This window comes from Lysobacter lycopersici (assembly GCF_007556775.1).
In the GTDB taxonomy this organism is placed as follows: Bacteria; Pseudomonadota; Gammaproteobacteria; order Xanthomonadales; family Xanthomonadaceae; genus Pseudoluteimonas; species Pseudoluteimonas lycopersici.
This window is the reverse complement of the sequence record NZ_CP041742.1, coordinates 2,380,684-2,403,542: the sequence shown is the minus strand read 5'-3', so window position 1 is coordinate 2,403,542 and position 22,859 is coordinate 2,380,684. Positions and strand designations below refer to the sequence as shown.

General features: G+C 67.1%; 19 protein-coding genes. 14 read left to right on the top strand and 5 right to left on the bottom strand.

Annotated elements, in window-relative coordinates; genetic code table 11:
* The first annotated feature begins 29 nt into the window (after positions 1-29).
* The 10 genes from FNZ56_RS11840 to ispD all read left to right on the top strand — a co-directional run bounded on the left by FNZ56_RS11840 (position 30) and on the right by ispD (position 11,250).
* Positions 30-476: a pilin gene (locus tag FNZ56_RS11840; protein ID WP_143880031.1), complete on the top strand. Its 447-nt coding sequence runs from the start codon at positions 30-32 to the stop codon at positions 474-476.
* Between the two features lie 178 nt (positions 477-654).
* Positions 655-1,101, top strand: a complete 447-nt coding sequence (locus tag FNZ56_RS11835; protein ID WP_143880030.1) for a pilin — start codon at positions 655-657, stop codon at positions 1,099-1,101.
* A 96-nt stretch (positions 1,102-1,197) separates the two neighbouring features.
* The gene (locus FNZ56_RS11830; protein ID WP_143880029.1) at positions 1,198-3,141 is read left to right on the top strand and encodes a tetratricopeptide repeat protein; all 1,944 of its coding nucleotides are present in this window, start codon (positions 1,198-1,200) and stop codon (positions 3,139-3,141) included.
* Positions 3,138-5,075, top strand: coding sequence for a hypothetical protein (locus FNZ56_RS11825; RefSeq protein ID WP_143880028.1), 1,938 nt, complete (start codon positions 3,138-3,140; stop codon positions 5,073-5,075). The genes FNZ56_RS11830 and FNZ56_RS11825 overlap by 4 nt, the downstream gene beginning before the upstream one ends.
* A 113-nt stretch (positions 5,076-5,188) precedes the next feature.
* On the top strand, positions 5,189-6,937 hold the full coding sequence (locus FNZ56_RS11820) for an ABC transporter ATP-binding protein (protein WP_143880027.1): 1,749 nt from the start codon (positions 5,189-5,191) through the stop codon (positions 6,935-6,937).
* A gap of 11 nt (positions 6,938-6,948) precedes the next feature.
* Positions 6,949-7,704, top strand: coding sequence for a class I SAM-dependent methyltransferase (locus tag FNZ56_RS11815; protein WP_143880026.1), 756 nt, complete (start codon positions 6,949-6,951; stop codon positions 7,702-7,704).
* Positions 7,701-8,303, top strand: a complete 603-nt coding sequence (locus tag FNZ56_RS11810) for an HAD-IB family phosphatase (protein WP_143880025.1) — start codon at positions 7,701-7,703, stop codon at positions 8,301-8,303. The genes FNZ56_RS11815 and FNZ56_RS11810 overlap by 4 nt, the downstream gene beginning before the upstream one ends.
* A 50-nt stretch (positions 8,304-8,353) precedes the next feature.
* A complete protein-coding gene (locus FNZ56_RS11805; RefSeq protein ID WP_246064599.1) occupies positions 8,354-8,956 on the top strand; it encodes an NTP transferase domain-containing protein in 603 nt (200 codons plus the stop codon).
* Between the two features lie 6 nt (positions 8,957-8,962).
* A complete protein-coding gene (locus tag FNZ56_RS11800) occupies positions 8,963-9,895 on the top strand; it encodes a LicD family protein (protein ID WP_143880023.1) in 933 nt (310 codons plus the stop codon).
* A complete protein-coding gene (gene ispD / locus FNZ56_RS11795; protein WP_143880022.1) occupies positions 9,892-11,250 on the top strand; it encodes a 2-C-methyl-D-erythritol 4-phosphate cytidylyltransferase in 1,359 nt (452 codons plus the stop codon). The genes FNZ56_RS11800 and ispD overlap by 4 nt, the downstream gene beginning before the upstream one ends.
* A 33-nt stretch (positions 11,251-11,283) precedes the next feature.
* Here ispD and FNZ56_RS11790 read toward each other — a convergent pair whose 3' ends face one another.
* Genes FNZ56_RS11790 through FNZ56_RS11780 form a run of 3 tightly spaced genes read right to left on the bottom strand, consistent with a single transcriptional unit; the run spans position 11,284 to position 14,550 of the window.
* Complete coding sequence (locus FNZ56_RS11790) at positions 11,284-12,459, bottom strand: CDP-glycerol glycerophosphotransferase family protein (protein ID WP_143880021.1); 1,176 nt, start codon at positions 12,457-12,459, stop codon at positions 11,284-11,286.
* Positions 12,456-13,694: a glycosyltransferase gene (locus FNZ56_RS11785; protein WP_143880020.1), complete on the bottom strand. Its 1,239-nt coding sequence runs from the start codon at positions 13,692-13,694 to the stop codon at positions 12,456-12,458. Before FNZ56_RS11785 ends, FNZ56_RS11790 begins: the two co-directional genes overlap by 4 nt.
* Positions 13,687-14,550: a glycosyltransferase family 2 protein gene (locus tag FNZ56_RS11780; protein ID WP_407070494.1), complete on the bottom strand. Its 864-nt coding sequence runs from the start codon at positions 14,548-14,550 to the stop codon at positions 13,687-13,689. Before FNZ56_RS11780 ends, FNZ56_RS11785 begins: the two co-directional genes overlap by 8 nt.
* A gap of 114 nt (positions 14,551-14,664) precedes the next feature.
* Here FNZ56_RS11780 and pilB point away from each other — a divergent pair, with 114 nt between their 5' ends.
* The 4 genes from pilB to coaE all read left to right on the top strand — a co-directional run bounded on the left by pilB (position 14,665) and on the right by coaE (position 19,244).
* A complete protein-coding gene (pilB, locus tag FNZ56_RS11775; protein WP_143880019.1) occupies positions 14,665-16,389 on the top strand; it encodes a type IV-A pilus assembly ATPase PilB in 1,725 nt (574 codons plus the stop codon).
* Between the two features lie 4 nt (positions 16,390-16,393).
* Positions 16,394-17,644 (top strand): type II secretion system F family protein, encoded by a 1,251-nt coding sequence (locus tag FNZ56_RS11770; protein ID WP_143880018.1) that lies wholly within the window; start codon positions 16,394-16,396, stop codon positions 17,642-17,644.
* 6 nt (positions 17,645-17,650) lie between these two features.
* Complete coding sequence (locus tag FNZ56_RS11765) at positions 17,651-18,514, top strand: prepilin peptidase (RefSeq protein WP_143880017.1); 864 nt, start codon at positions 17,651-17,653, stop codon at positions 18,512-18,514.
* A gap of 121 nt (positions 18,515-18,635) precedes the next feature.
* Positions 18,636-19,244, top strand: coding sequence for a dephospho-CoA kinase (gene coaE, locus FNZ56_RS11760; RefSeq protein ID WP_143880016.1), 609 nt, complete (start codon positions 18,636-18,638; stop codon positions 19,242-19,244).
* Here coaE and FNZ56_RS11755 read toward each other — a convergent pair.
* Both FNZ56_RS11755 and FNZ56_RS11750 read right to left on the bottom strand, forming a co-directional pair.
* Entirely contained in the window at positions 19,223-21,721 is a 2,499-nt protein-coding gene (locus tag FNZ56_RS11755; protein ID WP_143880015.1) for a S9 family peptidase, read from the bottom strand. The two genes, coaE and FNZ56_RS11755, sit on opposite strands and share 22 nt — an antisense overlap.
* An 83-nt stretch (positions 21,722-21,804) precedes the next feature.
* A complete protein-coding gene (locus FNZ56_RS11750) occupies positions 21,805-22,746 on the bottom strand; it encodes a Nudix family hydrolase (protein WP_143880014.1) in 942 nt (313 codons plus the stop codon).
* Between the last annotated feature and the right edge of the window lie 113 nt (positions 22,747-22,859).

The following is a 22,859-nucleotide window of genomic DNA, read 5'->3' as shown; positions in this document are numbered from 1 at the left end:
TTCCGAAAAACCACCCTAGGGGATACACCATGAAGAAGATGCAAGGCTTCACCCTGATCGAACTGATGATCGTCGTTGCGATCATCGCGATCCTCGCCGCCATCGCCATCAGCCAGTACCAGGACTACGTGATCCGTTCGCAGGTCTCGGAAGGTTCCTCGCTGGCCGACGGCATCAAGACCGCGGTCGCCGAGTTCCAGAACAACTACGGCCGCTTCGCCAACGGCAGCAACAAGTCCTACGGCCTGGCGGATGCCGCCTCGATCCAGGGCAGCTACGTCGCCTCGGTCGGCGTCAACGGCAAGGGCCAGATCACCGCGCATTTCAGCAGCACCTCGCCGAAGAAGGCCAACACCAAGATTGACAACACCACGCTGGTGTTCTCGCCGGTGACCCATGCCGGTTCGATCGAATGGAACTGCAAGAACCAGTCTTCGGTCCTGAGCAAGTACCGCCCGACGATCTGCCGCAACTAAGCGACAGCGCCACGCAGTACCGGAAGGCCGCCGCAAGGCGGCCTTTCTTTTTGCCCCGGACCCCAAGCGTGACGCCGGTCACGCGTGTCCGGGGATGGCACGCGGCTTGCGTTCATCCATGGCGTAGGGGACTCACCGGCCATGGATCCGTGGCCACGCCATCACCAGGGGAAACGGAATGAACACGCAGCGCGGCTTCACCTTGATCGAGCTGATGATCGTGGTGGCGATCATCGCCATCCTCGCCGCCATCGCCATCAGCCAGTACCAGGACTACGTGATCCGTGCGCAGGTCGCGGAAGGTTCCTCGCTGGCCGACGGCATCAAGACCGCGGTCGGCGAGTTCCAGAACAACTACGGCCGCTTCGCCAACGGCACCAACAAGTCCTACGGCCTGTCGGATGCCCCCTCGATCCAGGGCAGCTACGTCGTCTCGGTCGGCGTCGGCAGCGGCGGCATCATCACCGCGCACTACAGCGCGACCGACAAGAAGGCCAACAAGGTCATCGACGGCCAGGCGCTGGTGTTCTCGCCCATCACCCACGCCGGCAGCATCGAATGGGTGTGCAACAAGTCCAGCACCGCGCTCAAGGACAAGTGGGTGCCGACGGTCTGCCGCCACTGACGGACCGCGCCCGCGATTCGTTACCATCCGGGGGCCGCGCTTGCGGCCCCTTCGTTTTCCTGCATGCCGACGACCCCGAACCGCAACGCTGCAACGATGACGTGGCTCGGTCTCGGCGCGTTGCTGTTGCTGGCCTGGTTCGCCTACCACCCGGGGCTGGCCGGCGGATTCCTGTTCGACGATTTCGTCAACCTCGACAAGCTCGGCGCCAGCGGGCGCGTGGACGACTGGGCGGCGTTCTGGCGCTACCTCACCTCCGGCAGCGCCGATCCCACCGGCCGGCCGCTGGCGATGCTGAGTTTCCTGCTGGACGCCAACGACTGGCCCGCGGATCCGCGGCCGTTCCTGCGCACCAACGTGCTGCTGCACCTCGCCAACACCGCGCTGCTGTTCGCGCTGCTGCGCCAGCTCGGCAAACAACTCGACGGCGCTTCGCGCCGCAACGACGCCGCGGCGCTGCTCGGCGCGGGCCTGTGGGCGCTGCATCCGCTGTTCGTCTCCACCACGCTGTACATCGTCCAGCGCGAGGCGATGCTCGCGGCGACCTGCATCCTGCCCGGGCTGCTGGCCTGGGGCCACGGCCGCGCGCTGCTCGCGCGTTCGCCGCGCGCGGGCACGGCGTGGATGCTGTGCGGAATCGGCTTCGGCACGCTGCTGGCGATGCTGTGCAAGGCCAACGGCGCGTTGCTGCCGCTGCTGGCGTGGGTACTGGACGCGACGGTGTACCGGCGCGACGGCGAAACGCCGCTGGCGAAGCGCCTGCGTTTCGCGTTGCTGGTGTTGCCGAGCCTGCTGCTGTCCGCCTACGTGCTGTCGAAGCTCGCGCACTGGTCGCAACCGCTGCAATCGCGGCCGTGGACCATCGGCCAGCGCGTGCTCACCGAGCCCGGCGTGCTGCTCGATTACCTGCGCCTGCTGCTGGTGCCGCGGGTGTTGTCCAACGGCGTGTACAACGACGGTTACGCGTGGTCGCGCGATTGGCTGCACCCGGCCTCGACCCTGCCCGCGCTGCTCGCGGTGCTGGCGCTGGTCGTCGCCGGATTCGCGTTGCGGCGGCGCGCGCCCGCGCTCGCGGCGGCGCTGCTGTTCTTCTTCGCCGGGCACCTGCTGGAATCGACCACGATCCCGCTGGAACTGTATTTCGAACACCGCAACTACCTGCCGGCGCTGCTGCTGGGCTGGCCGCTGGCGCGCGCGGTGGCGCGATGGCGGGTGGAACCGCCGGTGCGCTGGCTCATCGCCGCGGTGCTGCTGGCCCTGCTCGGCGGCACCACCTGGATGCGCGCCTCGCTGTGGGCCGACCAGCCGCGCATGGCCGGGCTGTGGCTGGCGCTGAACCCGGGTTCCTCGCGCGCCATCGCCACCCAGGCCTTGTTCGACCTGCACGCCGGCAAGCCCGCGCTGGCCATGACCGTGCTGTCGGAACCCTGGCGGCAGCGGCCCCACGACCTGCAACTTGCGCTCAACTACATCAGCGCCAGTTGCGAGCTACGCGGCCCGGCGCCGGCCAAGGTGGACGCGGCCACCGAGGCGCTGCGCAACGCGAGCGAAGGCGACCAGCTCGCCTATCGCTGGCTGGGCGACGTGCTGGACCTGGTGCAGTCCGGCGGCTGCAAGGGCGTCGACGTGGCGACGGTGGAACGCTGGACCCGCGCCGCGCTCGCCAATCCGCGCATGGCCGCCATGCCCGGCCGCCGGCAGGACCTGCACGCGGTGCTGGGCCGCATCGCGCTGGCGCGCGGCGATGCGGCGACGGCCTTGCGCGAATTCCGCACCGCGCTCGACGCGTGGCCCGCGCCCGACGCGGCCGCGCAGGAATCGGCGCTGCTCGCCTCCAGCGGCCATCCGGCCGAAGGGCTGGCCCTGCTCGATCATTACGATGCGATCGCGCCGCTGCGCAAGCAGGCGACGGGCTGGAACATGCCGCGCTTGCACCAGTGGGTGCTCGAACGACAAGGCTATTGGTCCAACGAATTCGCCGAACTGCGGCGCAAGATGCGCGAGGACCTCGCCTCGCAAGCGGCAGGGAGCACGCATTGAAGGTTTCCACGTTGCGCCCGGCCTGGCCGTTCCTGCTGCTGGTGCTCGCCATCGCCGCCGTGTACCTGCCCGGCCGCGGCGGCGGCTTCGCGTTCGACGATTTCCCCAACATCGTCGACAACGCCGCGCTGCACGTCACCAACTGGGACCGGCACGCGTGGATGGCGGCGTTGTTCTCCTCCAATGCCGGCGTCGGCCACCGGCCGCTGGCGATGGCGACCTTCGCGCTCAACCACCTCGCCACCGGCCTCGACCCGGTGCCGATGAAGCTGACCAACATCGCCATCCACGCGCTCAACGCCTGCCTCGTGCTGTGCCTGCTGCGCACGCTGCTGGCGCTGGCGGTGCCGGCGATCGACGCGCGCCGCCGCGAATGGACCGCGCGCTTCGCGGCCGCGGCCTGGGCGCTTCACCCGATCAACCTGATGGCGGTGCTGTTCGTGGTGCAGCGCATGGAAAGCCTCTGCCACGCGTTCGTGTTCGCCGGGCTGTGGCTGTACCTGCTCGGCCGGCAGCGGCAACTCGCGGGCGACGCCGGCGGCGGCTGGCGCATCCTCATCGGCGTCGTCGGCGGCACCGCGCTCGGCGCGTTGTGCAAGGAATCGGCGGCGCTGCTGCCGCTGTACGCGGCCTGCATCGAACTGTGCCTGTTCGGCTTCCGCGATGCCCGCGGCGCGCGCGACCGCCGCCTGCTCGGTTTCTTCGGGATCGTGCTGGTGCTGCCGGCGATGCTCGGATCGGCGTGGCTGCTGTCGCGGGCGCTGGCGCCGCATGCGTTCGCGCGCCGCGATTTCACCCTGGTCGAGCGCCTGCTCACCGAAGGCCGGGTGGTGCTCGATTACGTGCGCTGGAGCGTGTTTCCGTCGCTGCGCCAGTTCGGCCTGTACCACGACGACATCGCCATCTCGCGCGGCTGGTGGAATCCGCCGGCCACCACCTTCGCCTTCGTCGCGCTGGCGGCATTCGCGGCCATCGCCTTCGCGCTGCGCAAGCGGCGCCCGCTGGTCGCGCTCGGCATCGCCTGGTTCTTCTGCGCGCAGTTGCTGACCGCGACCGTGGTGCCGCTGGAACTGGTGTTCGAACACCGCAACTACTTCGCCTCGCTCGGCATCTGCCTCGCCGTCGCCGACTTCCTGCTGCTGTCGCCGCAACGCGCCAGCGTGCGCCGCATCGGCGCGTTGCTCGCGGTGTCCTGGCTGCTGTTCCTCGGCATGACCACCTGCCTGCGCGCGCTGGAGTGGAAGGATCCCGTGCGCTTCGCCATCAGCGAGATGAGCCGGCACCCGGCGTCGCCGCGCACCGTCTACCAGCTCGGGCAGACGATGGCCACGCTCTCGGACGGCACGCGCGATTCGGCCGCGACCAGGGCCGCCTTCGCCGCGCTCGAACGCGCGCACCGGCTTCCGGACAGCGGCATCCTGCCGGCGCAGGGCCTGATCCTGCTCGCCGCGCGCACCCACGGCCCGGTGGACGACGCGTGGTGGGACGAAATCGACCATCGGCTGGCGACCGATCCCATCGGCCCGCAGGAACTCGGCGCGATGAACGCGCTGACCCGCTGCGCGGTCTCGAAGCTGTGCGACTTCCCGCCGTCGCGGATGATGGCGATGTTCGCCACCGCCATGGGCCGCGGCGACAACGCCGAGGTGCTGAACGTGTTCGGCAATTACACGCTCAACGTGCTCGGGCAGCCGTCGTTCGGCGAATTCGCGTGGCGCAAGTCGGTCGCCCTGTCCCCGAACAACGCGCAATACCGCATCAACCTGGCGAAGCTGCTGATCGCGCTCGACAAGGACGACGAGGCGCGCGGGCAGATCGCAGCGCTCCGCGGCATGGGCATTCCCGGGCAATACGAGCAGGCCGCGCGCGACCTCGAGGCGCGGATGGCGAAGCGCAACCCCGCCGCCGGTCCCGCGGCCGGCCGCGGCGACTAGAATCAGGCGCGGGCATCCTTGCCCCGGGGAACGCGTGGACACTGGCGAGCACATCGCGATTTTCGAAGGCCCGGTGCGCGGCTGCGCGCGACGTCCCCAATGCCGGGGCGCGGATGCTGCGTGACCTCGCGAAAATCCGCGACATCCTGACCCCCGCCGAGCGGCGCAAGGCGGCGTGGATGCTGCTGCTGGTGGTGCTGATGGCGCTGGCCGAGACCCTCGGCGTGCTGTCGATCATGCCCTTCCTGTCGGTGCTCGGCCGCCCGGCGGTGATCCACGAGAACCCGTTCCTGCAGGCGGCGTACGCGCACTGGCACTTCCGCGACGAACGCGGCTTCATCCTCGCGCTGGGCCTCGCCTCGATCGCGATCGTGGTCGCGTCCTCGCTGTTCAAGACCGTCACCCTGCACGCGCTGAACCGCTTCGTGCACATGGAACGGCATTCGATCAGCGCGCGCCTGCTGTCGCGCTACCTGCGCCAGCCCTACGAATTCTTCCTCACCCGCAATTCCTCGATCCTCGGCAAGAACCTGCTGTCCGAGGTCGACCAGCTGCTGTTCGAGCTGATCCAGCCGCTGTCGCAGTTGTTCGCACAGGGCGCCATCGTGCTGGCGATGGCCTTGCTGATCTTCCTCTACGACCCGGCCACCGCCATCGGCATCGTGCTGGTGCTCGGCCTGCTCTACGGCGCGATCTACGGACTGGTGCGCAAGCGGCTGGCGCGGATCGGGCTCGAACGGCAGGCGGCGAACGGCAGGCGCTACCAGGCCGCGAGCGAGGCGCTTTCCGGCATCAAGGACGTCAAGATCACGCACTCGGCCGCGGCCTACCAGGCACAGTTCGAAAAGGCGTCGCGGCTGTTCTCCCGGCACATGGCCACCAACGACACGCTCAGCCAGTCGCCGCTGTACCTGGTGGAAGCCACCGGCTACAGCATGCTGATCGTGGTCGCGCTGGTGCTGCTGCTGCGTTCGAACGACATCGCCCACGTGCTGCCGGCGCTGGGCCTGTACGGTTTCGCCGCGTATCGCATGCTGCCCGCGGCGCAGGTGATGTACCGCGGTTTCGCCAAACTGCGCGTGTCGTCGGCCGCGCTCGAATCGATCCATCGCGACCTCGCGCTGCCCGACGAGCCGGCGGCGAGCGGCGATGCGCTGCTCGCGCCGCAACGGGAAATCCGCCTGCAGGGCATCCGCTACGCGTATCCGTCCGCGCCGGACAAGCCGGTGTTCGACGGCTTCGACCTCGCGATCCCGGCCAACGCCAGCATCGGCATCGCCGGGCGCAGCGGCGCGGGCAAGAGCACCTTGATGGACCTGTTGCTGGGCCTGTTGCGTCCGGAAGCGGGAACGTTGAGCGTGGATGGCGTGGCGGTGGATGCGGGCAACGTGGCGGCGTGGCAGCGCGCGATCGGTTACGTGCCGCAGCACATTTTCCTGGCCGATGCGAGCGTGGCGGAGAACATCGCCTTCGGGGTGCCGCGCGACAGGATCGACATGCAGGCGGTGGAACGCGCGGCGCGCGCGGCGCAGATCCACGATTTCGTGGCGAACGAGTTGCCGAACGGCTACGCAACGGATGTCGGCGACCGCGGCATCCGCCTGTCGGGCGGGCAGCGCCAACGCGTGGGCATCGCGCGGGCGCTGTACCGCGATCCGCCGGTGTTGTTCCTCGACGAGGCGACCAGTGCGCTGGATGCGCAGACCGAGGAAGCGCTGAACGAGGCGATCCGCAGCCTGTCGGGCAGCAAGACGATCGTGGTGATCGCGCACAAGGAGGCGTCGTTGCGCGGCTGCCAGGAAGTCGTGAATATCGGCGTCCAGAGCATCGATTCACTTCATGGCACAACCGAAGCCCAATAAAGCAGGCCATCGTGACCCGGATATTTTCCAAAGCTGACGAAGAATCGAAACCACGCATCGACAAGGACAGCGTGGCCAAATTTTTCCAGGAACGGGCGCAAAAGGCCGAAAGCGTCGGCTTGACGCGCGCCGTCATCTACCAGGACAAGCACCCGGATCTGGCGGAAAAACGCGATGCAGCGGAAAAGGCTCGCCTGCTTCCCATCTTGCAGTTGAACAGTACCCTGCGCGTTCTCGACGTGGGTTGCGGCACCGGACGCTGGACCGAGGAACTCGCCGGCAATTCCGCCTACTACCACGGCATCGACTTCAGCGCCGAACTGATCGGCCACGCACGGGCTGCGCATCCGGAAACCGCGGACTTGAGATTTTCGGTGGCGCCCGCCGAAAATTATTCGCTATCGGAACTCGACGAATCACAGCCCTTCGATCGCATCTTGTGCTGCGGGGTCATGATCTACCTCAATGACGAGGACGTTGCGAGCGCATACCGCTGCATGGCCTCCGTCGCATCGGGAAAATGCCGGATCGTGATGCGGGAACCCGTCGGAATCCTCGAACGCCTTACCATCAAGGAACACTTCTCCGATGAGCTCGAGCAGAGCTACAACGCGATTTATCGGACGCAACGCGAGCTTGAGGACTACATGACCGACACGCTGTTCGCATCGGGTTTCCGGATCGTGGACCAAGGCGATGTCTACGATGCGGAATTGAACAACCGGGCGGAAACCATCCAGCGATGGATCGTCCTGGAGCGGGCATGAACCGTACCGCTTACTGCTTCGATCTCGACGGAACGCTCACCACTGTCGAAATCCTGCCGTGCATTGCCGCGGAGCTGGGGATCTCGGAAGAAATCGCCACGTTGACCCGCATCACCATGGAAGGATTGCTCACGTTCGAGGAGTCGTTGCGCTTGCGCGTCGCCATCCTCGGGCAAGTACCGCTGCAAACCGTGCACGGCATCATCAATGACATTCAGGTCGACCCAAGGCTCTCGGCATTCATCCAGTCCAGGCCGGACCAATGCTTCGTCGTCACGGGCAACCTGGATATCTGGGTAAACCAACTTATCGAACGAATCGGGTGTGGAGGGCATACATCGCTGGCCACCGCCAAGAACGGCGTGATCAGCCTTCGACATATCCTCGACAAGGGCGAAGCGGTCAAGAGCATCCGCAACCGCGGTTTCGACCGCGTCATTGCCATCGGCGACGGCTCCAACGACGTACCGATGTTCAGGGCTGCCGACACGGCAATCGCGTTCGGGGGAACCCACAGCCCGATGCCGGCCGCGATTGCCGAATCAAATTTCGTGGTCCATGACGGGGATGCCCTGTGCAAGCTGTTGAACACGCTGTAATCGCCGCCGCGGGACTGGGCTCCAGGCTCGGCCATGGCTTGCCGAAATGCATGCTTGAACTTGGCGGGCAGACGCTCCTGAGCCGCTTGATCGGAACGCTGGAAGAACACGTGGATCGTATCCACGTCGTCGTCGGCTATCGCGAAGAACTGATCATCAACCTGTGTTCCAAGCTCCATCGCCGGGTCGTGATCGTCAGGAATCCCGATTACCGCACGACCAACACCGTGCAGAGCATGGCGCTCGGGGCGCAGGGTCTCGAAGGAAAAACGTTGTTCCTGGACGGCGACCTCATCATTGCCCCAGATTCCATGCGGGAATTCATCGGCAAGGCCGGAACGACCGGAATCCTCGCCGCGATTGCGCCGAGCCTGAGCGAAAACCCGGTGAACGTCGACCTCGACCAGGGTGAAACATCCCAGGGCGAAAAGCTCATCAAGTCCTTCACTCGCGAACCCGGGCGCAAATTCGAGTGGGCGAATGTTGTTGCCGGCCCGGCACGGATGCTCGACAACGCAACGGGCTATGTCTACGAAAAGCTGGAAGAAAGCATTCCGTTGAATGCCGCGGTTCTCGATCTCCGCGAAATCGACACAGCGGCGGATCTGGAAATCGCGCGCGAGTTCGTGAAGTCGATCGACAGCTCTCGCTGATCACGCATGCAGTTCGACCAGAAAAGCTGCAGCGCCCTGTTCCCCGACGAGAGGCACGCTGGCGAAACCGCCTTGCGTTCCGTGCAACTCATCGAACTCCGCATCATGAAGATCGTCGATCATCTTTGCGGAAAGCATGGCATCGACTACTGGCTCGACGGCGGCACCCTGCTCGGCGCCGTTCGCCACAAGGGATTCATCCCGTGGGACGACGACGTGGACATCGTCATGCCGCGGCGCGACTTCGACCGCTTCATCGAGATGGCGAAAACCGAGTTACCCAGCGATCTCGAACTCGAAGCCACGACAAGTTCCAGCGACAGCGACTACAGCGTGCCGTGCCGAATCCGGGATCGATATAGCCGGATCGCCCAGACGCCAAGCGCAGTTCACGAAGGTCGCGGCGTTTTCATCGACGTTTTCCCCGCCGACGACTTCCATGCTTCGCAACCCGCCCTCACGCTGGAGCGCCTCGCGAAGTTCATTTATCTCGTCCTGATCAAGATCCACGTTCCGCCCCGCGGCGGGCGCTTCCGCGGGATCGGGCTTGCCCTGCACGGATTCCTCCAGCTGTTCTCGCCCCTGCTCACAGCCGAAACGCCGGTCAAATACTGGCGCGCGTTCGCGAGGAAATGCCTGATCCACGGCCGGTTCCGGGAATCGGGCAAGGGCAACCCCGGCTACGGCTTCGACGTGAGGTGGACGCGGATCTTCCGGAGGGAAGACATCTACCCGACGGGCAGGATCGTTTTCGAAGGCGCCGAGTTTTCCGCGCCCCGCAACCCGGATGGCGTGTTGCGGGTCTTCTATGGGAACGACTATATGACCCCGCACCCGCCGTCGAAACGGCCCACAATGCATTTTTCCTCCGTCATCCTCGACACGAGGGCCGATTCGCCAACGGCCCAGACGATGTCGAACAACGGGCAAGACGCATGAAAGAACAGCAAAGGAACGTCGCCATCGTCCTGGCATCCGGCACCGGGTCCAGGTTCCGGTCCGACACGCCGAAGCAACTCATGAAACTCGCAGGCAAAAGCGTGCTGGAACACACGCTGGCCTGCTTCGAAACGCATCCCGGCATCGATGAAATCATCGTGGTCACCTCGCGGGAACACAAAAGCACCATCGAGGAGGCGTGCGTCCGCGCCGGCTACGGGAAGGTCTCGCGCATCGTCATCGGCGGGGAAACCCGGCAACAGAGTTCCGCGGCGGGCATCGCCGCCGTGCCGGGCGACGACCACAAAATCCTCGTGCACGACGCGGTGCGGCCGCTGCTCGACCATGGAACCATCGACCGCTGCCTGCAGGCGCTCGGCCGCGGCGATGCGGTGGACACCGCGATTCCCGCCAGCGACACGATCATCCGTGTGAGCGAGGATTCCACAATCGCGGACATTCCCGACCGGTCGCGGTTGCGCCTCGGGCAGACGCCGCAGGCGTTCCGTTCCGGCGTATTGCGCAAGGCGCACGCCTTGGCAGCGCGGGAATCAAATCTCAAGGTCACCGACGATTGCGGGCTCATCCTTCATTTCGGCCTCGGCCCGGTCGAAGTCGTCGCCGGCGACGTCAACAACATCAAGATCACCTATCCGTCCGACATCTATCTCGCGGACCGGATCTTCCAGCTGCGTTCACGGCGCGTCGATGGCACCGCCAACCTCGACCTGTCGGGCAAGACCATCGTCGTCTTCGGCGCGAGCCGCGGCATCGGCAAGAGCATCCACGACATCGCCGCTGCGGCCGGCGCCAACGTGGTCGCGGCTTCGCGCGGCAGCGGCGTCGACATCTCCGACGAAAACGCGGTTCGCGCCACATTGCGCGATGCACGCGAACGGTTCGGGCGCATCGACTCGGTGATCGCGACCGCAGGCATCCTGCGCACCGGGCTGATCACAGGACAGGATTACGCGACCATCGACGAACAGCTTTCGACCAACCTGCGCGGGAGCATCGTCGTCGCGCGCGAGGCGTTCGAGTCCATGCGCGGAACAGGCGGCAGCATCGCCTTGTTCACTTCCAGTTCCTACACGCGCGGCCGCGCGCGGTACAGCATCTATTCGGCGACGAAGGCCGCGGTGGTCAACCTGACACAGGCCTTGAGCGAGGAATTCCTGCCGTTCAACGTTCGCATCAACGCGATCAACCCGGAACGCACCGCGACGCCCATGCGGACCGAGAACTTCGGCGTCGAACCCGCCGAGATGCTGCTCAGCGCGGAATCGGTGGCCCATGCCACCTTGTCGGCGTGCATGTCGCCCGCGACCGGGGAAGTCATCGACATCCGCATCTGACCGCTGGCGAAGGTCGCCGGCGGTTCGCGCCGGTCAGTGTTCGCGGAAACTCAGCAGCCGCTCGACGTAACGGCGGGTCGCGTTGCCATCCGCGTAAGCGCCCCAGACGTAGTCCTTCGTCGACAGGTGCGCTTGCCCGTGCGCCGACCAGTAACCTTGCGGATCGGCCAGCGCGTTCCGCAAACCTTCCAGCAACGCATCCATCCCCGGCACGACCGGGCCGAACCTGCATTCGGGCCCGAGCGAATGCCCCTTGGCGAACGGCGCCGGCACGTCGAGGAAAAACGTGGGTCGGTCGAGCACCAGGTAATCGAACGCGATCGAGGACCAATCGCACACCAGCGCATCGCAGGCGAACAGGATCGCCTCGGTATCCGGGAACCGCGCGAAGGGAACCTGCACCACGCACGAGCGCCCGCCGCCGCCCTCCAGCGCAGTGTTGAGGTGCGCGCGCAACAGCACCGTGGCCCGCATCGACTGCGCGAAACCTTCAAGCGCATCGAGGAAACCGCCGGCCGACATCCCGAACGGGAACATGCTGCGCGTCGGGTCGTCCTGTTGCCAGGTCGGCGCGAACAACACCAGCTTGCCGCAGGTGTCCGGATCCAGCCCCAGGCTGCGCTTCACCGCGTCGGCATCGAGACTGCGCTTCACCAGCGCATCGGTCCGGCCGTAACCGGTGGGCCGGACGATGGCGGGATCGAACTCGGCCATGCGAATGTATTGCTCGCGCTGCGTTTCCGAGGCGACCCAGACCTCGTCGTAGCGACGCAGCGTGCGGTAGTCGTCGGCATCGAAACCCTTGAAGCCGAAGCCGTGCCAGACATCGAAGAAACGCAGCCCGAACTTGCGGTAAACGCCGCGCCACGGCCCGAGCGTATGCAGGCCGTGGTCGCTCACCAGCGCTTCCGCGCGCGCCAGCAACGCGGCGCAGCCGGGGCCGCCGGCCCAGCAGGCATCGATGCCCTGCGCTTGCAGTTCGCGCAGGTAATCGCGATCCATCGACAGGAACACCGGGCGCAACCCGAGGCCGGAATTCGCGTGCATGTAGCGATGCAGCGCCAGCAGGTTGCCGTTGAGCTTGTGCCCGTACAGCACGATGGTTCCGCGCGAACGCAGCAACGGGCGCAGCGCGATGCCCAACGCCGACTGCAGCCAGAAACCGGCGAGCAACAGCCAGTGCGCCGGATTGCGCCTGTCGATCTTCATGCCGCGCCCCGCGCGCGCGACAGCAACCCCGCGTAGGCATCGGCGACGCGTTCCCAGCCGAACCTGCCGACCACGGTGGCACGCAGCCTTTCCGCGGAATCGCGGCGGGCGTCGGGATCGTCCAGCGCGGCGCCGATGCGCGCGGCCAGGGCCTGCGCATCGCGCGCATCGACCGCGACCGTGGGCAGTTCCGCGCCGAACACCTCGCCCATCGCCGCCACGTTGCCGACCACGACCGGGCAACCGCAGCCGATCGCTTCCACCAGCACCAGCCCCAGGCCTTCCTCGTCGCCGGATTCGGCGCGCACGAAAGGCGCCACGAACAGCGCCGCGCGCCGGTACAGCGACGGCAGTTCCGCCTGCGGCACCGCGCCGAGGAAACGCACTGCATGTTCCAGGCCAAGGCTGCGCGCCTGTTCCCGCAGCGCGCCCTCCTCCGGGCCGAAACCGGCGACCACGAGGCGCGCATCCGGATGCGCGCGCAGGACCGCGGGCATCGCATCGAGCAGGTGGCGAAGCCCTTTCTTTTCGACCAGGCGCCCGACGAACAGCAGCTCGCGGTCGGAACGCGGTACCGACGGATCCGGCGCGAAACGCTGCGCGAGGTCGACCCCCATCGACAGCACCGAGACCTTGCCCGCATCGGCGCCGATCGCGGCGAGCCGGTCGAGCATCGCACTGCTGACCACGGTGACGGACGCGGCGCGCGCGACGACGAAGCGCTTCAGCGCGTCGAGCGCCTTGCCGCGCAGCGCGTACAAGTCGGCACCGTGCGAAGTGACCACGAACGGAACCTTGCGCCCCGGCAGCGATTGCAGCAAGGCCGCGACCAGGCCCTGCGGCAACAACCAGTGCGCGTGGACGACATCGATGCGCTCGCGACGCAGCAGTCGCCACGTGGCCCACGCCTGCGCGAGCACGAACGCCGGGACCAGCAGCAGCTTCCATTTCGCGCGGCGCAGGTTGGTGACGATGCCGCCGTCGTTGACCAGGGTTTCCATGCGCCGCGGCGCATAGCGGTAGCGCACGACATCGACGCCATCCATGCATTCGCGCCGCTTCGCGCCGGGCGCGTGCGGCACCAGGGCGATCACGCGGAAACGATCCGCAAGGCGTTTCGCCAGCTCGTGCACGAAGCCCGGCTCCGGGTCGCCCGGCCAGCGCGGATAGGTGGACGCGAGCACCAGCAGGCGCGGACGCGCGTCCGCTGCACCGGGACGCCTTGCGTCAGGCATCGCGCCGATACGTCAGCGCCGTGATCTGCTCCGACACCAGCCCGATCAGGAACACGATCACCGAGGCGCTGAACAGCAGCATGCTCATGTTGGTGAAGCGGTGGTCGTGGAAAAAGGTCCAGGCGTAGTAGCCGAGGCCGGTGAGGAAGAACGCCAGCGCCGCGGGCGCGAACAGCTTCACCGGCGAATACAGCGTGGCGATCTTGAAGATGATCAGCAGGAAGCGGATGCCGTCCTTGAGCGGGCGGATGTGGCTGCTGGTGCCCAACCTGCGCGCCACCGGCACCGGAACGTAGGCGACCGGATAGGCGCTGCGGAAGAAGGCCATGGTGCTGGTGGTGGGATAGCTGAAACCGTTGGGCAACAGGTGCAGGAACTCGCGGAAGCGATCCGCGCGGACCGCGCGGAAGCCGGAGGTGAGGTCGAGCACCTCGTGCCCGGTCATCCAGCTGGCGAGCCGGTTGTAGAGCGCGTTGGCGAGGCCGCGGCCGGCGTTGGCCTGGCCGTCGCGGCCGCGCGCGCCGACCGCCATGTCGAAGCCTTCGCCCAGCTTGGCCAGCAGTTGCGCGATGCAGGCCGGGTCGTGCTGGCCGTCGGCGTCCATGAACACGATGACCTCGCCGCCCGCGGCCCGCGCCCCGCGCTTGATCGCGGCGCCGTTGCCCATGGCGTAGGGATTGGCGAGCACCCGCGCACCGTGCGCGGCGGCCACCTCGGCGGTGGCATCGGTGGAACCGTCGTCGACGACGATGACCTCGGCCCCGGGCAAGGCCGCGCGCAGGGCCGGCAACGTGCGCTGCAACCCCTCGACTTCGTTCCTGGCCGGCAACACCACTGTGACGTCCATCGCACCCATCGCCTGTTCCCCCGGCAGAGACTAGCCGGAAACAGGCCCTGCCGGGCAGATTGTGTTCGCGCCGCACGGGTTTGCGGTAAAGTCCGGAAGGGGAGTCTGAAGAGGCTGGGGTCGATGGCGACCGTCGCAAGCGCGAACCTGGTGGGCATCACCGGCATCGCCCGGCGCCTGGTGCTGGACGGCAATCTGGACGAGGCGTCCGCGCGCGAGGCGCTCGATATCGCCAGCCAGGAGAAGCGCCCGGTCGCCGGCTACCTGCTGGAAAAGAAACTGGTGACCTCGGCCGCGCTGGCCGCGGCGAACTCGATCGAGTTCGGCATGCCGATCTTCGACGTCGGCACCCTCGACCCGGCGCAGTCCGCGATCAAGCTGGTGCGCGAGGAGCTGGTGCGCCAGCACGCCGTGCTGCCGATGTTCAAGCGCGGCGGCCGGCTGTTCGTGGGCCTGAGCGACCCGACCAACACCCGCGCGCTGGACGAGATCAAGTTCCACACCAACCTCACCGTCGAGGCGATCCTCGTCGACGACGAGAAGATCCGCCGCACCATCGACAGCTGGCTGGAAACCGCCGACGCGCTCAACGACGCGATGGGCGATTCCGAGGGACTCGAAGGCCTCGAGGTCAGCGGCGGCGACGACGACCTGAGTTCCGAAGCCGGCGTCGACGCCAAGGGCGACGACACCCCGGTGGTGAAGTTCGTCAACAAGGTGCTGGTGGACGCAATCCGCAAGGGCGCCTCCGACATCCACTTCGAACCCTACGAAACCGAATACCGGGTGCGGGTGCGCATCGACGGCATCCTCAAGCAGATCGCGCGCGTGCCGGTGAAGCTGCATTCGCGCATCGCCGCGCGCCTGAAGGTGATGGCGCAGCTGGACATCGCCGAGAAGCGCGTGCCGCAGGACGGCCGCATCAAGCTCAACCTGAGCAAGAGCAAGCAGATCGACTTCCGCGTCAGCACCCTGCCGACCCTGTTCGGCGAGAAGATCGTGCTGCGCATCCTCGACGCCGGCGCGGCCAAGCTCGGCATCGACAAGCTCGGCTACGAGGACGACCAGAAACAGCTGTTCCTCGACGCGATCAAGAAGCCCTACGGCATGGTGCTGGTCACCGGCCCCACCGGCTCGGGCAAGACCGTGTCGCTTTACACCGCGCTCAACATCCTCAACGACGAGGAACGCAACATCTCCACGGTCGAGGACCCGGTCGAAATCCGCGTCTCCGGCATCAACCAGGTGCAGATGAACGTGAAGCGCGGCATGACCTTCGCCGCCGCGCTGCGCAGCTTCCTGCGCCAGGACCCGGACGTGATCATGGTCGGCGAGATCCGCGACCTCGAGACCGCGGAAATCGCGGTCAAGGCGGCGCAGACCGGCCACATGGTGCTGTCCACGCTGCATACCAACGACGCGCCGCAGACCATCGCGCGCCTGATGAACATGGGCGTGGCGCCGTTCAACATCACTTCGTCGGTGAGCCTGGTCATCGCCCAGCGCCTCGCCCGCCGCCTGCACGACTGCAAGCGCCCGGTGCAGTTGCCCGAGCACGCGCTGCTCGCCGAAGGCTTCACCGCGGACGAGATCCATGCCGGCCTGACCCTGTACGACGCGGTCGGCTGCCAGGATTGCACCGACGGCTACAAGGGCCGCACCGGCATCTACCAGGTGATGCCGATGACCGACGAGATCCAGGAAATCATCCTCGCCGGCGGCAACGTCCAGCAGCTGACCGAATCCGCCCGGGCATCCGGTGTCCGCGACCTGCGCGAGTCCGCCTTGCTCAAGGTCAGGAACGGCGTGACCAGCCTCGCCGAAATCAACCGCGTCACCAAGGATTGAACCCATGGCCGTGACCCGTACCGCCGCCAAGACCGCCGCCCGCCGCGCCGAACCGACGCCGATCTTCGTCTGGGAAGGCACCGACAAGCGCGGCGTGAAGATGAAGGGCGAGCAGCCCGGCAAGAACGCCAACCTGATCCGCGCCGAACTGCGCCGTCAGGGCATCACCCCGACCGTGGTCAAGCCCAAGGGCAAGCCGCTGTTCGGCAGCGCCGGCCGCAGCATCTCGGCCAAGGACATCACCTTCTTCAGCCGCCAGCTGGCGACGATGATGAAATCCGGCGTGCCGATCGTGTCCTCGCTCGAGATCATCGCCGGCGGGCAGAAGAACCCGAAGTTCAAGGACCTGATCAACACCCTGCGCGGCGACATCGAGGGCGGTTCCTCGATCTATGAAGCGCTGTCCAAGCACCCGGTGCAGTTCGACGAGCTGTACCGCAACCTGGTCAAGGCCGGCGAATCGGCGGGCGTGCTCGACACCGTGCTCGACACCATCGCCACCTACAAGGAAAACATCGAGGCCCTGAAGGGCAAGATCAAGAAGGCGCTGTTCTATCCCGCGATGGTCATCGCCGCGGCGATCCTGGTCAGCGCGATCCTGCTGATCTTCGTGGTGCCGCAGTTCGAGGAAGTGTTCAGGGGCTTCGGCGCCGACCTGCCCGCCTTCACCCAGTTCATCGTCGGCATCAGCCGCTTCATGGTGGGCTACTGGTGGCTGTTGCTGCTGATCGTGGGCGGCACCATCGTGACCTTCATTTTCTTCAAGAAGCGATCGCAGCGGTTCTCGCACTTCCTCGACCGGATGATCCTGCGCATCCCGGTGATCGGGAAGATCATGCACGAGGCGGCGCTGGCGCGTTTCGCGCGCACCCTGGCCGTGACCTTCGCCGCCGGCGTGCCGCTGGTCGAGGCGCTGGACTCGGTCGCCGGCGCCACCGGCAACACCGTGTACGAAAGCGCGGTGAAGCGCGTCCGCGACGACGTCTCGGTCGGCTACCCGGTCAACATGGCGATGAAGCAGACCGGGCTGTTCCCGCACATGGTCATCCAGATGACCGCGATCGGCGAGGAAGCCGGTGCGCTCGATGCGATGCTGTACAAGGTCGCCGAGTTCTACGAGCAGGAAGTCAACAACGCGGTGGACGCGCTGGCGAGCCTGATCGAGCCGATCATCGTGGTGATCCTCGGCGTGATCGTCGGCAGCATGGTGATCGCCATGTACCTGCCGATCTTCAAGCTCGCCGCGGTGGTCTAAGGCCGCATGTCCTTCCTCGACGCGCACCCCGGCCTCGGCTACCCCGCCGCGGCCGGCTTCGGGCTGGCGCTCGGCAGTTTCCTCAACGTGGTGATCCTGCGCCTGCCGCGCCGGCTGGAATGGCAGTGGAAGCGCGACAGCCGCGAGATCCTCGGCGAGCCCGAACTCTACGATCCGCCGCCGCCGGGGATCGTGGTCGAGCGTTCGCATTGCCCGCACTGCAAGGCGCCGTTGCGCTGGTACGAGAACATCCCGCTGCTGAGCTGGCTGGCGCTGCGCGGGCGCTGCGGGCACTGTGGCGCGCCGATCTCGATGCAATATCCGCTGGTCGAACTGGTGACCATGCTGCTGGTGCTGGCCAGCGTCTGCTGCTTCGGCTTTGGCTGGCAGGGCTTCGGCGCGATCCTGTTCAGCTGTTTCCTGGTCGCGCTCGCGGGCATCGACCTGCGCACGCAACTGCTGCCGGACCAGCTCACCCTGCCGCTGCTGTGGCTGGGGCTGATCGCGGCGCACGAACAGTTGTACGTCGATCCCAAGCCGGCGATCGAAGGCGCGATCGTCGGCTACCTGAGCCTGTGGTCGGTGTGGTGGCTGTTCAAGCAGATCACCGGCAAGGAAGGCATGGGCCACGGCGATTTCAAGCTGCTCGCCGCGATCGGCGCATGGACCGGACTCAAGGGCATCCTGCCGACGATCCTGCTGTCCTCGGTGGTCGGCGCCATCGTCGGTTCGATCTGGCTGTTCGCCAAGGGCCGCGACCGCGCCACGCCGATCCCGTTCGGCCCCTACCTCGCCATCGCCGGCTGGATCGCGTTCTTCTGGGGCCAGCCGCTGATCGACGCCTACATGCGCCTCACCGGGTTGCGCTGACAAATTTTCCTGTGGGAGGGGCTTGAGCCCCGATCAGCGATGGGTTGTCGCGGCTTCGCTTTCAACAGCCGCATGGCTGGTAAAGCCGCTCCCACAAAAGCCGCTCCTACATAATGCCTGCATGAGCACATTCGTCATCGGCCTCACCGGCGGCGTGGCTTCGGGCAAGAGCGAGGTCGCGCGCCGCTTCGAGGCACTGGGCATCGTCGTCGCCGACGCCGACATCGCCGCGCGCGCCGCGCTGGCGCCCGGCAGCGACGGGCTGGCGGAAACCGTCGCCGCGTTCGGCAACGACATCCTCGCCGCCGATGGCGGCCTCGACCGCGCGGCGATGCGCCGCCGCGTGTTCGCCGATGACGCTGCGCGGCGCAGGCTCGAGGCCATCGTGCATCCGCGCGTGCGTGCCGCGCTGGAAGCGCAATGCCGCGCGGCTTCGTCGGCGTATGCCGTCGCCGCGATCCCGCTGCTCGCCGAAGGCGGCGGGCGCACGACCTATCCGTGGCTGTCGCGCATCCTCGTCGTCGACGTGCCCGAGGCCGTGCAACTGCAGCGCCTGCAGCGCCGCGACGGGATCGATTCGGAACTCGCTGCAGGCATGCTCGCGGCGCAGGCGAGCCGGCGCGAACGGCTGGCCATCGCCGACGACGTCATCGCCAACGACGGCCCGCTGGATGCGCTCGACGAACAGGTCGCGGCGCTGGACCGACGTTACCGCGCGCTCGCCGGCTGATCCTTCGCCGCTGGCGCATTCTTCACGTAACGGTCGAACCACTCCAGCATGTCGTGGACGACCTGTTCGTTGGATTCGAGCGCGGTGTACCAGTGCGGTTCGTGCGGCAGCATCACCAGTCGCGTCGTACCGCCATTGCCGCGGATCGCCTGGTACAGCTTGCGCGACTGGATCGGCTCGGTTCCGGGATTGGCGTCGTCCTCGCCATGGACCAGCAGCAACGGCAGCTTGATCTTGTCGGCGAAGAAGAACGGCGAGGCCTTGATGTACACGTCGCGCGCCTGCCATACCGAACGGCGTTCGTTCTGGAAGCCGAACGGCGTCAGCGTCTTGTTGTAGGAACCGCTGGTGGCGACGCCGGCCTTGAACAGGTCGGTGTGCGCGATGAGGTTGGCGGTCATCAACGCGCCGTGGCTATGGCCGGTGACGCCGATGCGGTTGCGATCGACCACGCCCATGTCGACGGCCTTGTCGACCGCGGCCTTCGCGTCGGCCTCCAGCTGTTCGAGATAGGTGTCGTAGGCGGTCTTGGGGTCGCCGACGATGGGGAAGCTGGCGTTGTCGATGATCGCGTAACCGGCGAGCAGCAGCAGCCGGTAGTACGGCAAGCGCGTGAAGGTCTGCTGCGAACCGGAAACCTGCCCGGCCTGTTCGCTGCTGGCGAAATCCTCTGGATACGCGTACAGCACCGCCGGCAGGCGCGTGCCCACCGCATAACCGGGCGGCGTGTACAGGGTGAACGACAGCGACACGCCATCGGCGCGCTTGTAGGTCACCAGTTGCTTCCTGATCTGGCGCACTTCCGGCGTCGGATCCGGCACGCGGGTGAGTTGCATGCCATCGGACGCGAACTGCGCCTCGCCCGCCGCCGCGTCGACCTTCGCCGCCCCGAGCGTGCGCAGGAACGCGTTCGGCGGATCGACGATCGATTGGTGCCAGGTCAGGTACTTGCCGGTGTCGCCGGCGAAATCGAGGAACTGGTCGTATTCGTCCGCGCTACTGCGGAACAGGCGCTCGCTCTCGAGCGTGGCCAGGTCGAGCCGGTCGAGGAACGGCCTGTCGCCCTGCGGCGATGCGCCCTGCCCGCTCAGGAACACGTCGTTGCCGTCCATGCGCGTGGTGTAGGCGCCGTTGGCCTGCACCTCGAACACGAAGTTGCCGGGGTTCTTGTACAACTCGTCGCTGGACATGTCCCACAGCACGCGGCCGTCGTCGCCGGGCTTGTCCACGTCCACGATCCGCGTGGTGGTCCAGTGGCGGTTCTCGTCGTATTCGTAGCGGAAGGCGACGTCGGGCTTCGGGCTCCAGGCGAAACCGCTGAAGCGCTGCTTCGTACGACCGATTTCCACCGGCTTCGCGGTGAACGGCGCCTTGAGCATCATCAGCTTGTCGCGCGCGGGCACCTCGACGTTCCAGTCGCCCTTGTCGAGCGCTTCGGACCACACCAGCGTCGCCGGATCGGTCGCGCGCCAGTCGAAGTTGATCGGACCTTCCGGCACGCCGGCCACGGGGACGCGATCGGCGAGCGGCAGCGATGCGATGGTCGTCGACTTGCCGTTCGACGCATCCAGCACCGCGACGTCGTGGGCGAAGCGCTGGTAGGTGACCGCGTGCGAGAACGGTGGTTTCAGCGCCTGGGTGAGCACGTGCACGCCGTCGGGCGCGCCGTTGACCTGGTAGTAGATCGCCGCTGCGCCGACATCGCGCGACTTGCCGCTGTCGGCATCGACCACCGCCAGTTGCGAAGCGCCGTAATACGCGAAACGCTTTTCGTCGAGTTCGCTGGTGAGCGTGTCGCGCGCCTCGTAGGTGCTGCTTTCGCCTTGCCCGCCCAGCGCCTGCTGGATGTCGGGGCCGGTAGTGGCGGCGTCCTCGCTCGGCGGCGCGCCTTGCCCGTCCGGCACGCGCTTGACCAGCAGCGATTTGCTGCCACCCAGCCATTGCACGGTGTAACCGAAGATCGGGTTCAGGCGCAGGCCTTCGACCTTGCGCACCTTGCCGCTGGTCGCATCGCCGAGCCAGAGCTCGACCGAAGTCGGAGTGACGTTCTGGAACGCGAAGCGGTTGCCATCCGGCGACCACAGCGCGCCGCCCGGGCAGGCGCCCGCGGGCAACGCGACCTTGGTTTCCTTGCCGCCGGCGATGTCGACGAGGGTGAAGTCGGCGACGCAGGCGGGAATGCCGTAGCCGCCGGCGGTGTCGTGGCGGCTGCGGTTCTGCGGTTCGAGGCGCACGCCCGCGAGCTTGTAGTACGGCCGCGCCACGCGTTCGATCGACGGATAGGTCTGCGCCGTGGTCAGCAACAGGCGCCGGCCGGTGGGATCGACGTCGGGCGAGGGCGGCGGCGGCGCCTTCAGCACCTTCAGCAGTTCCGGCGGCGGCAGGTCGTAGCCGGCGAAGGCCGGCGCGGCGAACAGGATCGAAACGGCCGCGCATGCGATGGCCTTCGACCAGGAATTCCGCTGGATGCGGGTCATCGGTTTTCCCCATGGAAATGCTTTCCATGGACTCTACCCGGGCCAGGCCAGGCAAGGCCCCGGCCATTGGTCAGGGGGTCGCGTTACGCGTTCGCCCACAGGCCGCGGATCGCGGCGATGCCCTGCGCGCCATGCGCGCGCGCGGTCGCGATGTCGCTGTGGTCGAGCCCGCCGATGGCGTAGATCGGCAGGTCGCAGTCTTCGCGCAAGGCGGCGAATCCGTCCCAGCCCATGCCGGCGATGCCGGGATGGCTCGGCGTCGGCAGCACCGAACCAAGCACGACGAAATCGCAGCCCAGCGCCGCCGCGCGTTGCAGGTCGGCCGCGTCGTGGCAGGACGCCGCGAGCAATTTCCCGGGAACGCGCATCGTCTGCTCGAACGCGGGCAACTGGTCCGCGCGCAGATGCAGGCCGAGGCCGTGTTCGCGCGCGAGTTGCGCATTGCCGTTGACCAGCGCTTCCACGCCGGTTTCGCGGCACAACGCCGCGGCGTCCGCGACCAGCGCGCGCCAGCGCGTGGCGTCGATCCCGGGTGCGCGCAGTTGCACGCGACGCACGCCGGCTTCGATCGTTGCGCGCAATCCTTCCAGCCACGCGTCGCCGTCCGCGCCGGGCATGGGCGTCACGAGATATTCCGCCGGTTGCAGCAACGCGGCGACGACGGGGCGGTCGGCCGGCGGCATCGGGTAATCGGCCAGTTTGCGCGGCGGCACCCAGGCCAGCGCCTGTCCGTCGAGGCCGCGCGGCGTGCCGGACCACGATGCGATTTCGCGCACGTCCAGCCGCAGGCGCTTGTGCGGATAGCGTTGCGGCACGTCGATCAACTTCGCGCCGACCGTCGCCTCGATGCCGAGTTCCTCGCGCAGTTCGCGCGCGAGCCCGGCTTCCGGCGTTTCGCCGGGTTCGACCTTGCCGCCGGGGAATTCCCACGATCCGGACAGGTCGCGGCCTTCGGTGCGCCGCGCCAGCAGGACGCGCCCGCGTGCGTCGCGGATGACGCCGGCGACGACGTGTATCTGTTTCATCGATGCGCGACGCCTGATCGATTCCAAACCGATGCCGGAACCACGAACGCAGACAAGCCCCCCTTGGTAAGGGGGGCGCGCCGAAGGCGCGGGGGATTGGAAGAATGACCCGT

Bases quoted from the DNA above. Each gene is read 5' to 3' on its own strand.
- coaE (WP_143880016.1), top strand. From the start codon at position 18,636: ATGAGCACATTCGTCATCGGCCTCACCGGCGGCGTGGCTTCGGGCAAG.
- FNZ56_RS11755 (WP_143880015.1), bottom strand. From the start codon at position 21,721: ATGACCCGCATCCAGCGGAATTCCTGGTCGAAGGCCATCGCATGCGCG.
- FNZ56_RS11785 (WP_143880020.1), bottom strand. From the start codon at position 13,694: ATGCCTGACGCAAGGCGTCCCGGTGCAGCGGACGCGCGTCCGCGCCTG.
- ispD (WP_143880022.1), top strand. From the start codon at position 9,892: ATGAAAGAACAGCAAAGGAACGTCGCCATCGTCCTGGCATCCGGCACC.
- FNZ56_RS11830 (WP_143880029.1), top strand. From the start codon at position 1,198: ATGACGTGGCTCGGTCTCGGCGCGTTGCTGTTGCTGGCCTGGTTCGCC.
- FNZ56_RS11835 (WP_143880030.1), top strand. From the start codon at position 655: ATGAACACGCAGCGCGGCTTCACCTTGATCGAGCTGATGATCGTGGTG.
- FNZ56_RS11800 (WP_143880023.1), top strand. From the start codon at position 8,963: ATGCAGTTCGACCAGAAAAGCTGCAGCGCCCTGTTCCCCGACGAGAGG.
- FNZ56_RS11750 (WP_143880014.1), bottom strand. From the start codon at position 22,746: ATGAAACAGATACACGTCGTCGCCGGCGTCATCCGCGACGCACGCGGG.
- FNZ56_RS11820 (WP_143880027.1), top strand. From the start codon at position 5,189: ATGCTGCGTGACCTCGCGAAAATCCGCGACATCCTGACCCCCGCCGAG.
- pilB (WP_143880019.1), top strand. From the start codon at position 14,665: ATGGCGACCGTCGCAAGCGCGAACCTGGTGGGCATCACCGGCATCGCC.
- FNZ56_RS11770 (WP_143880018.1), top strand. From the start codon at position 16,394: ATGGCCGTGACCCGTACCGCCGCCAAGACCGCCGCCCGCCGCGCCGAA.
- FNZ56_RS11780 (WP_407070494.1), bottom strand. From the start codon at position 14,550: ATGGGTGCGATGGACGTCACAGTGGTGTTGCCGGCCAGGAACGAAGTC.
- FNZ56_RS11765 (WP_143880017.1), top strand. From the start codon at position 17,651: ATGTCCTTCCTCGACGCGCACCCCGGCCTCGGCTACCCCGCCGCGGCC.
- FNZ56_RS11810 (WP_143880025.1), top strand. From the start codon at position 7,701: ATGAACCGTACCGCTTACTGCTTCGATCTCGACGGAACGCTCACCACT.
- FNZ56_RS11840 (WP_143880031.1), top strand. From the start codon at position 30: ATGAAGAAGATGCAAGGCTTCACCCTGATCGAACTGATGATCGTCGTT.
- FNZ56_RS11805 (WP_246064599.1), top strand. From the start codon at position 8,354: ATGCTTGAACTTGGCGGGCAGACGCTCCTGAGCCGCTTGATCGGAACG.
- FNZ56_RS11790 (WP_143880021.1), bottom strand. From the start codon at position 12,459: ATGAAGATCGACAGGCGCAATCCGGCGCACTGGCTGTTGCTCGCCGGT.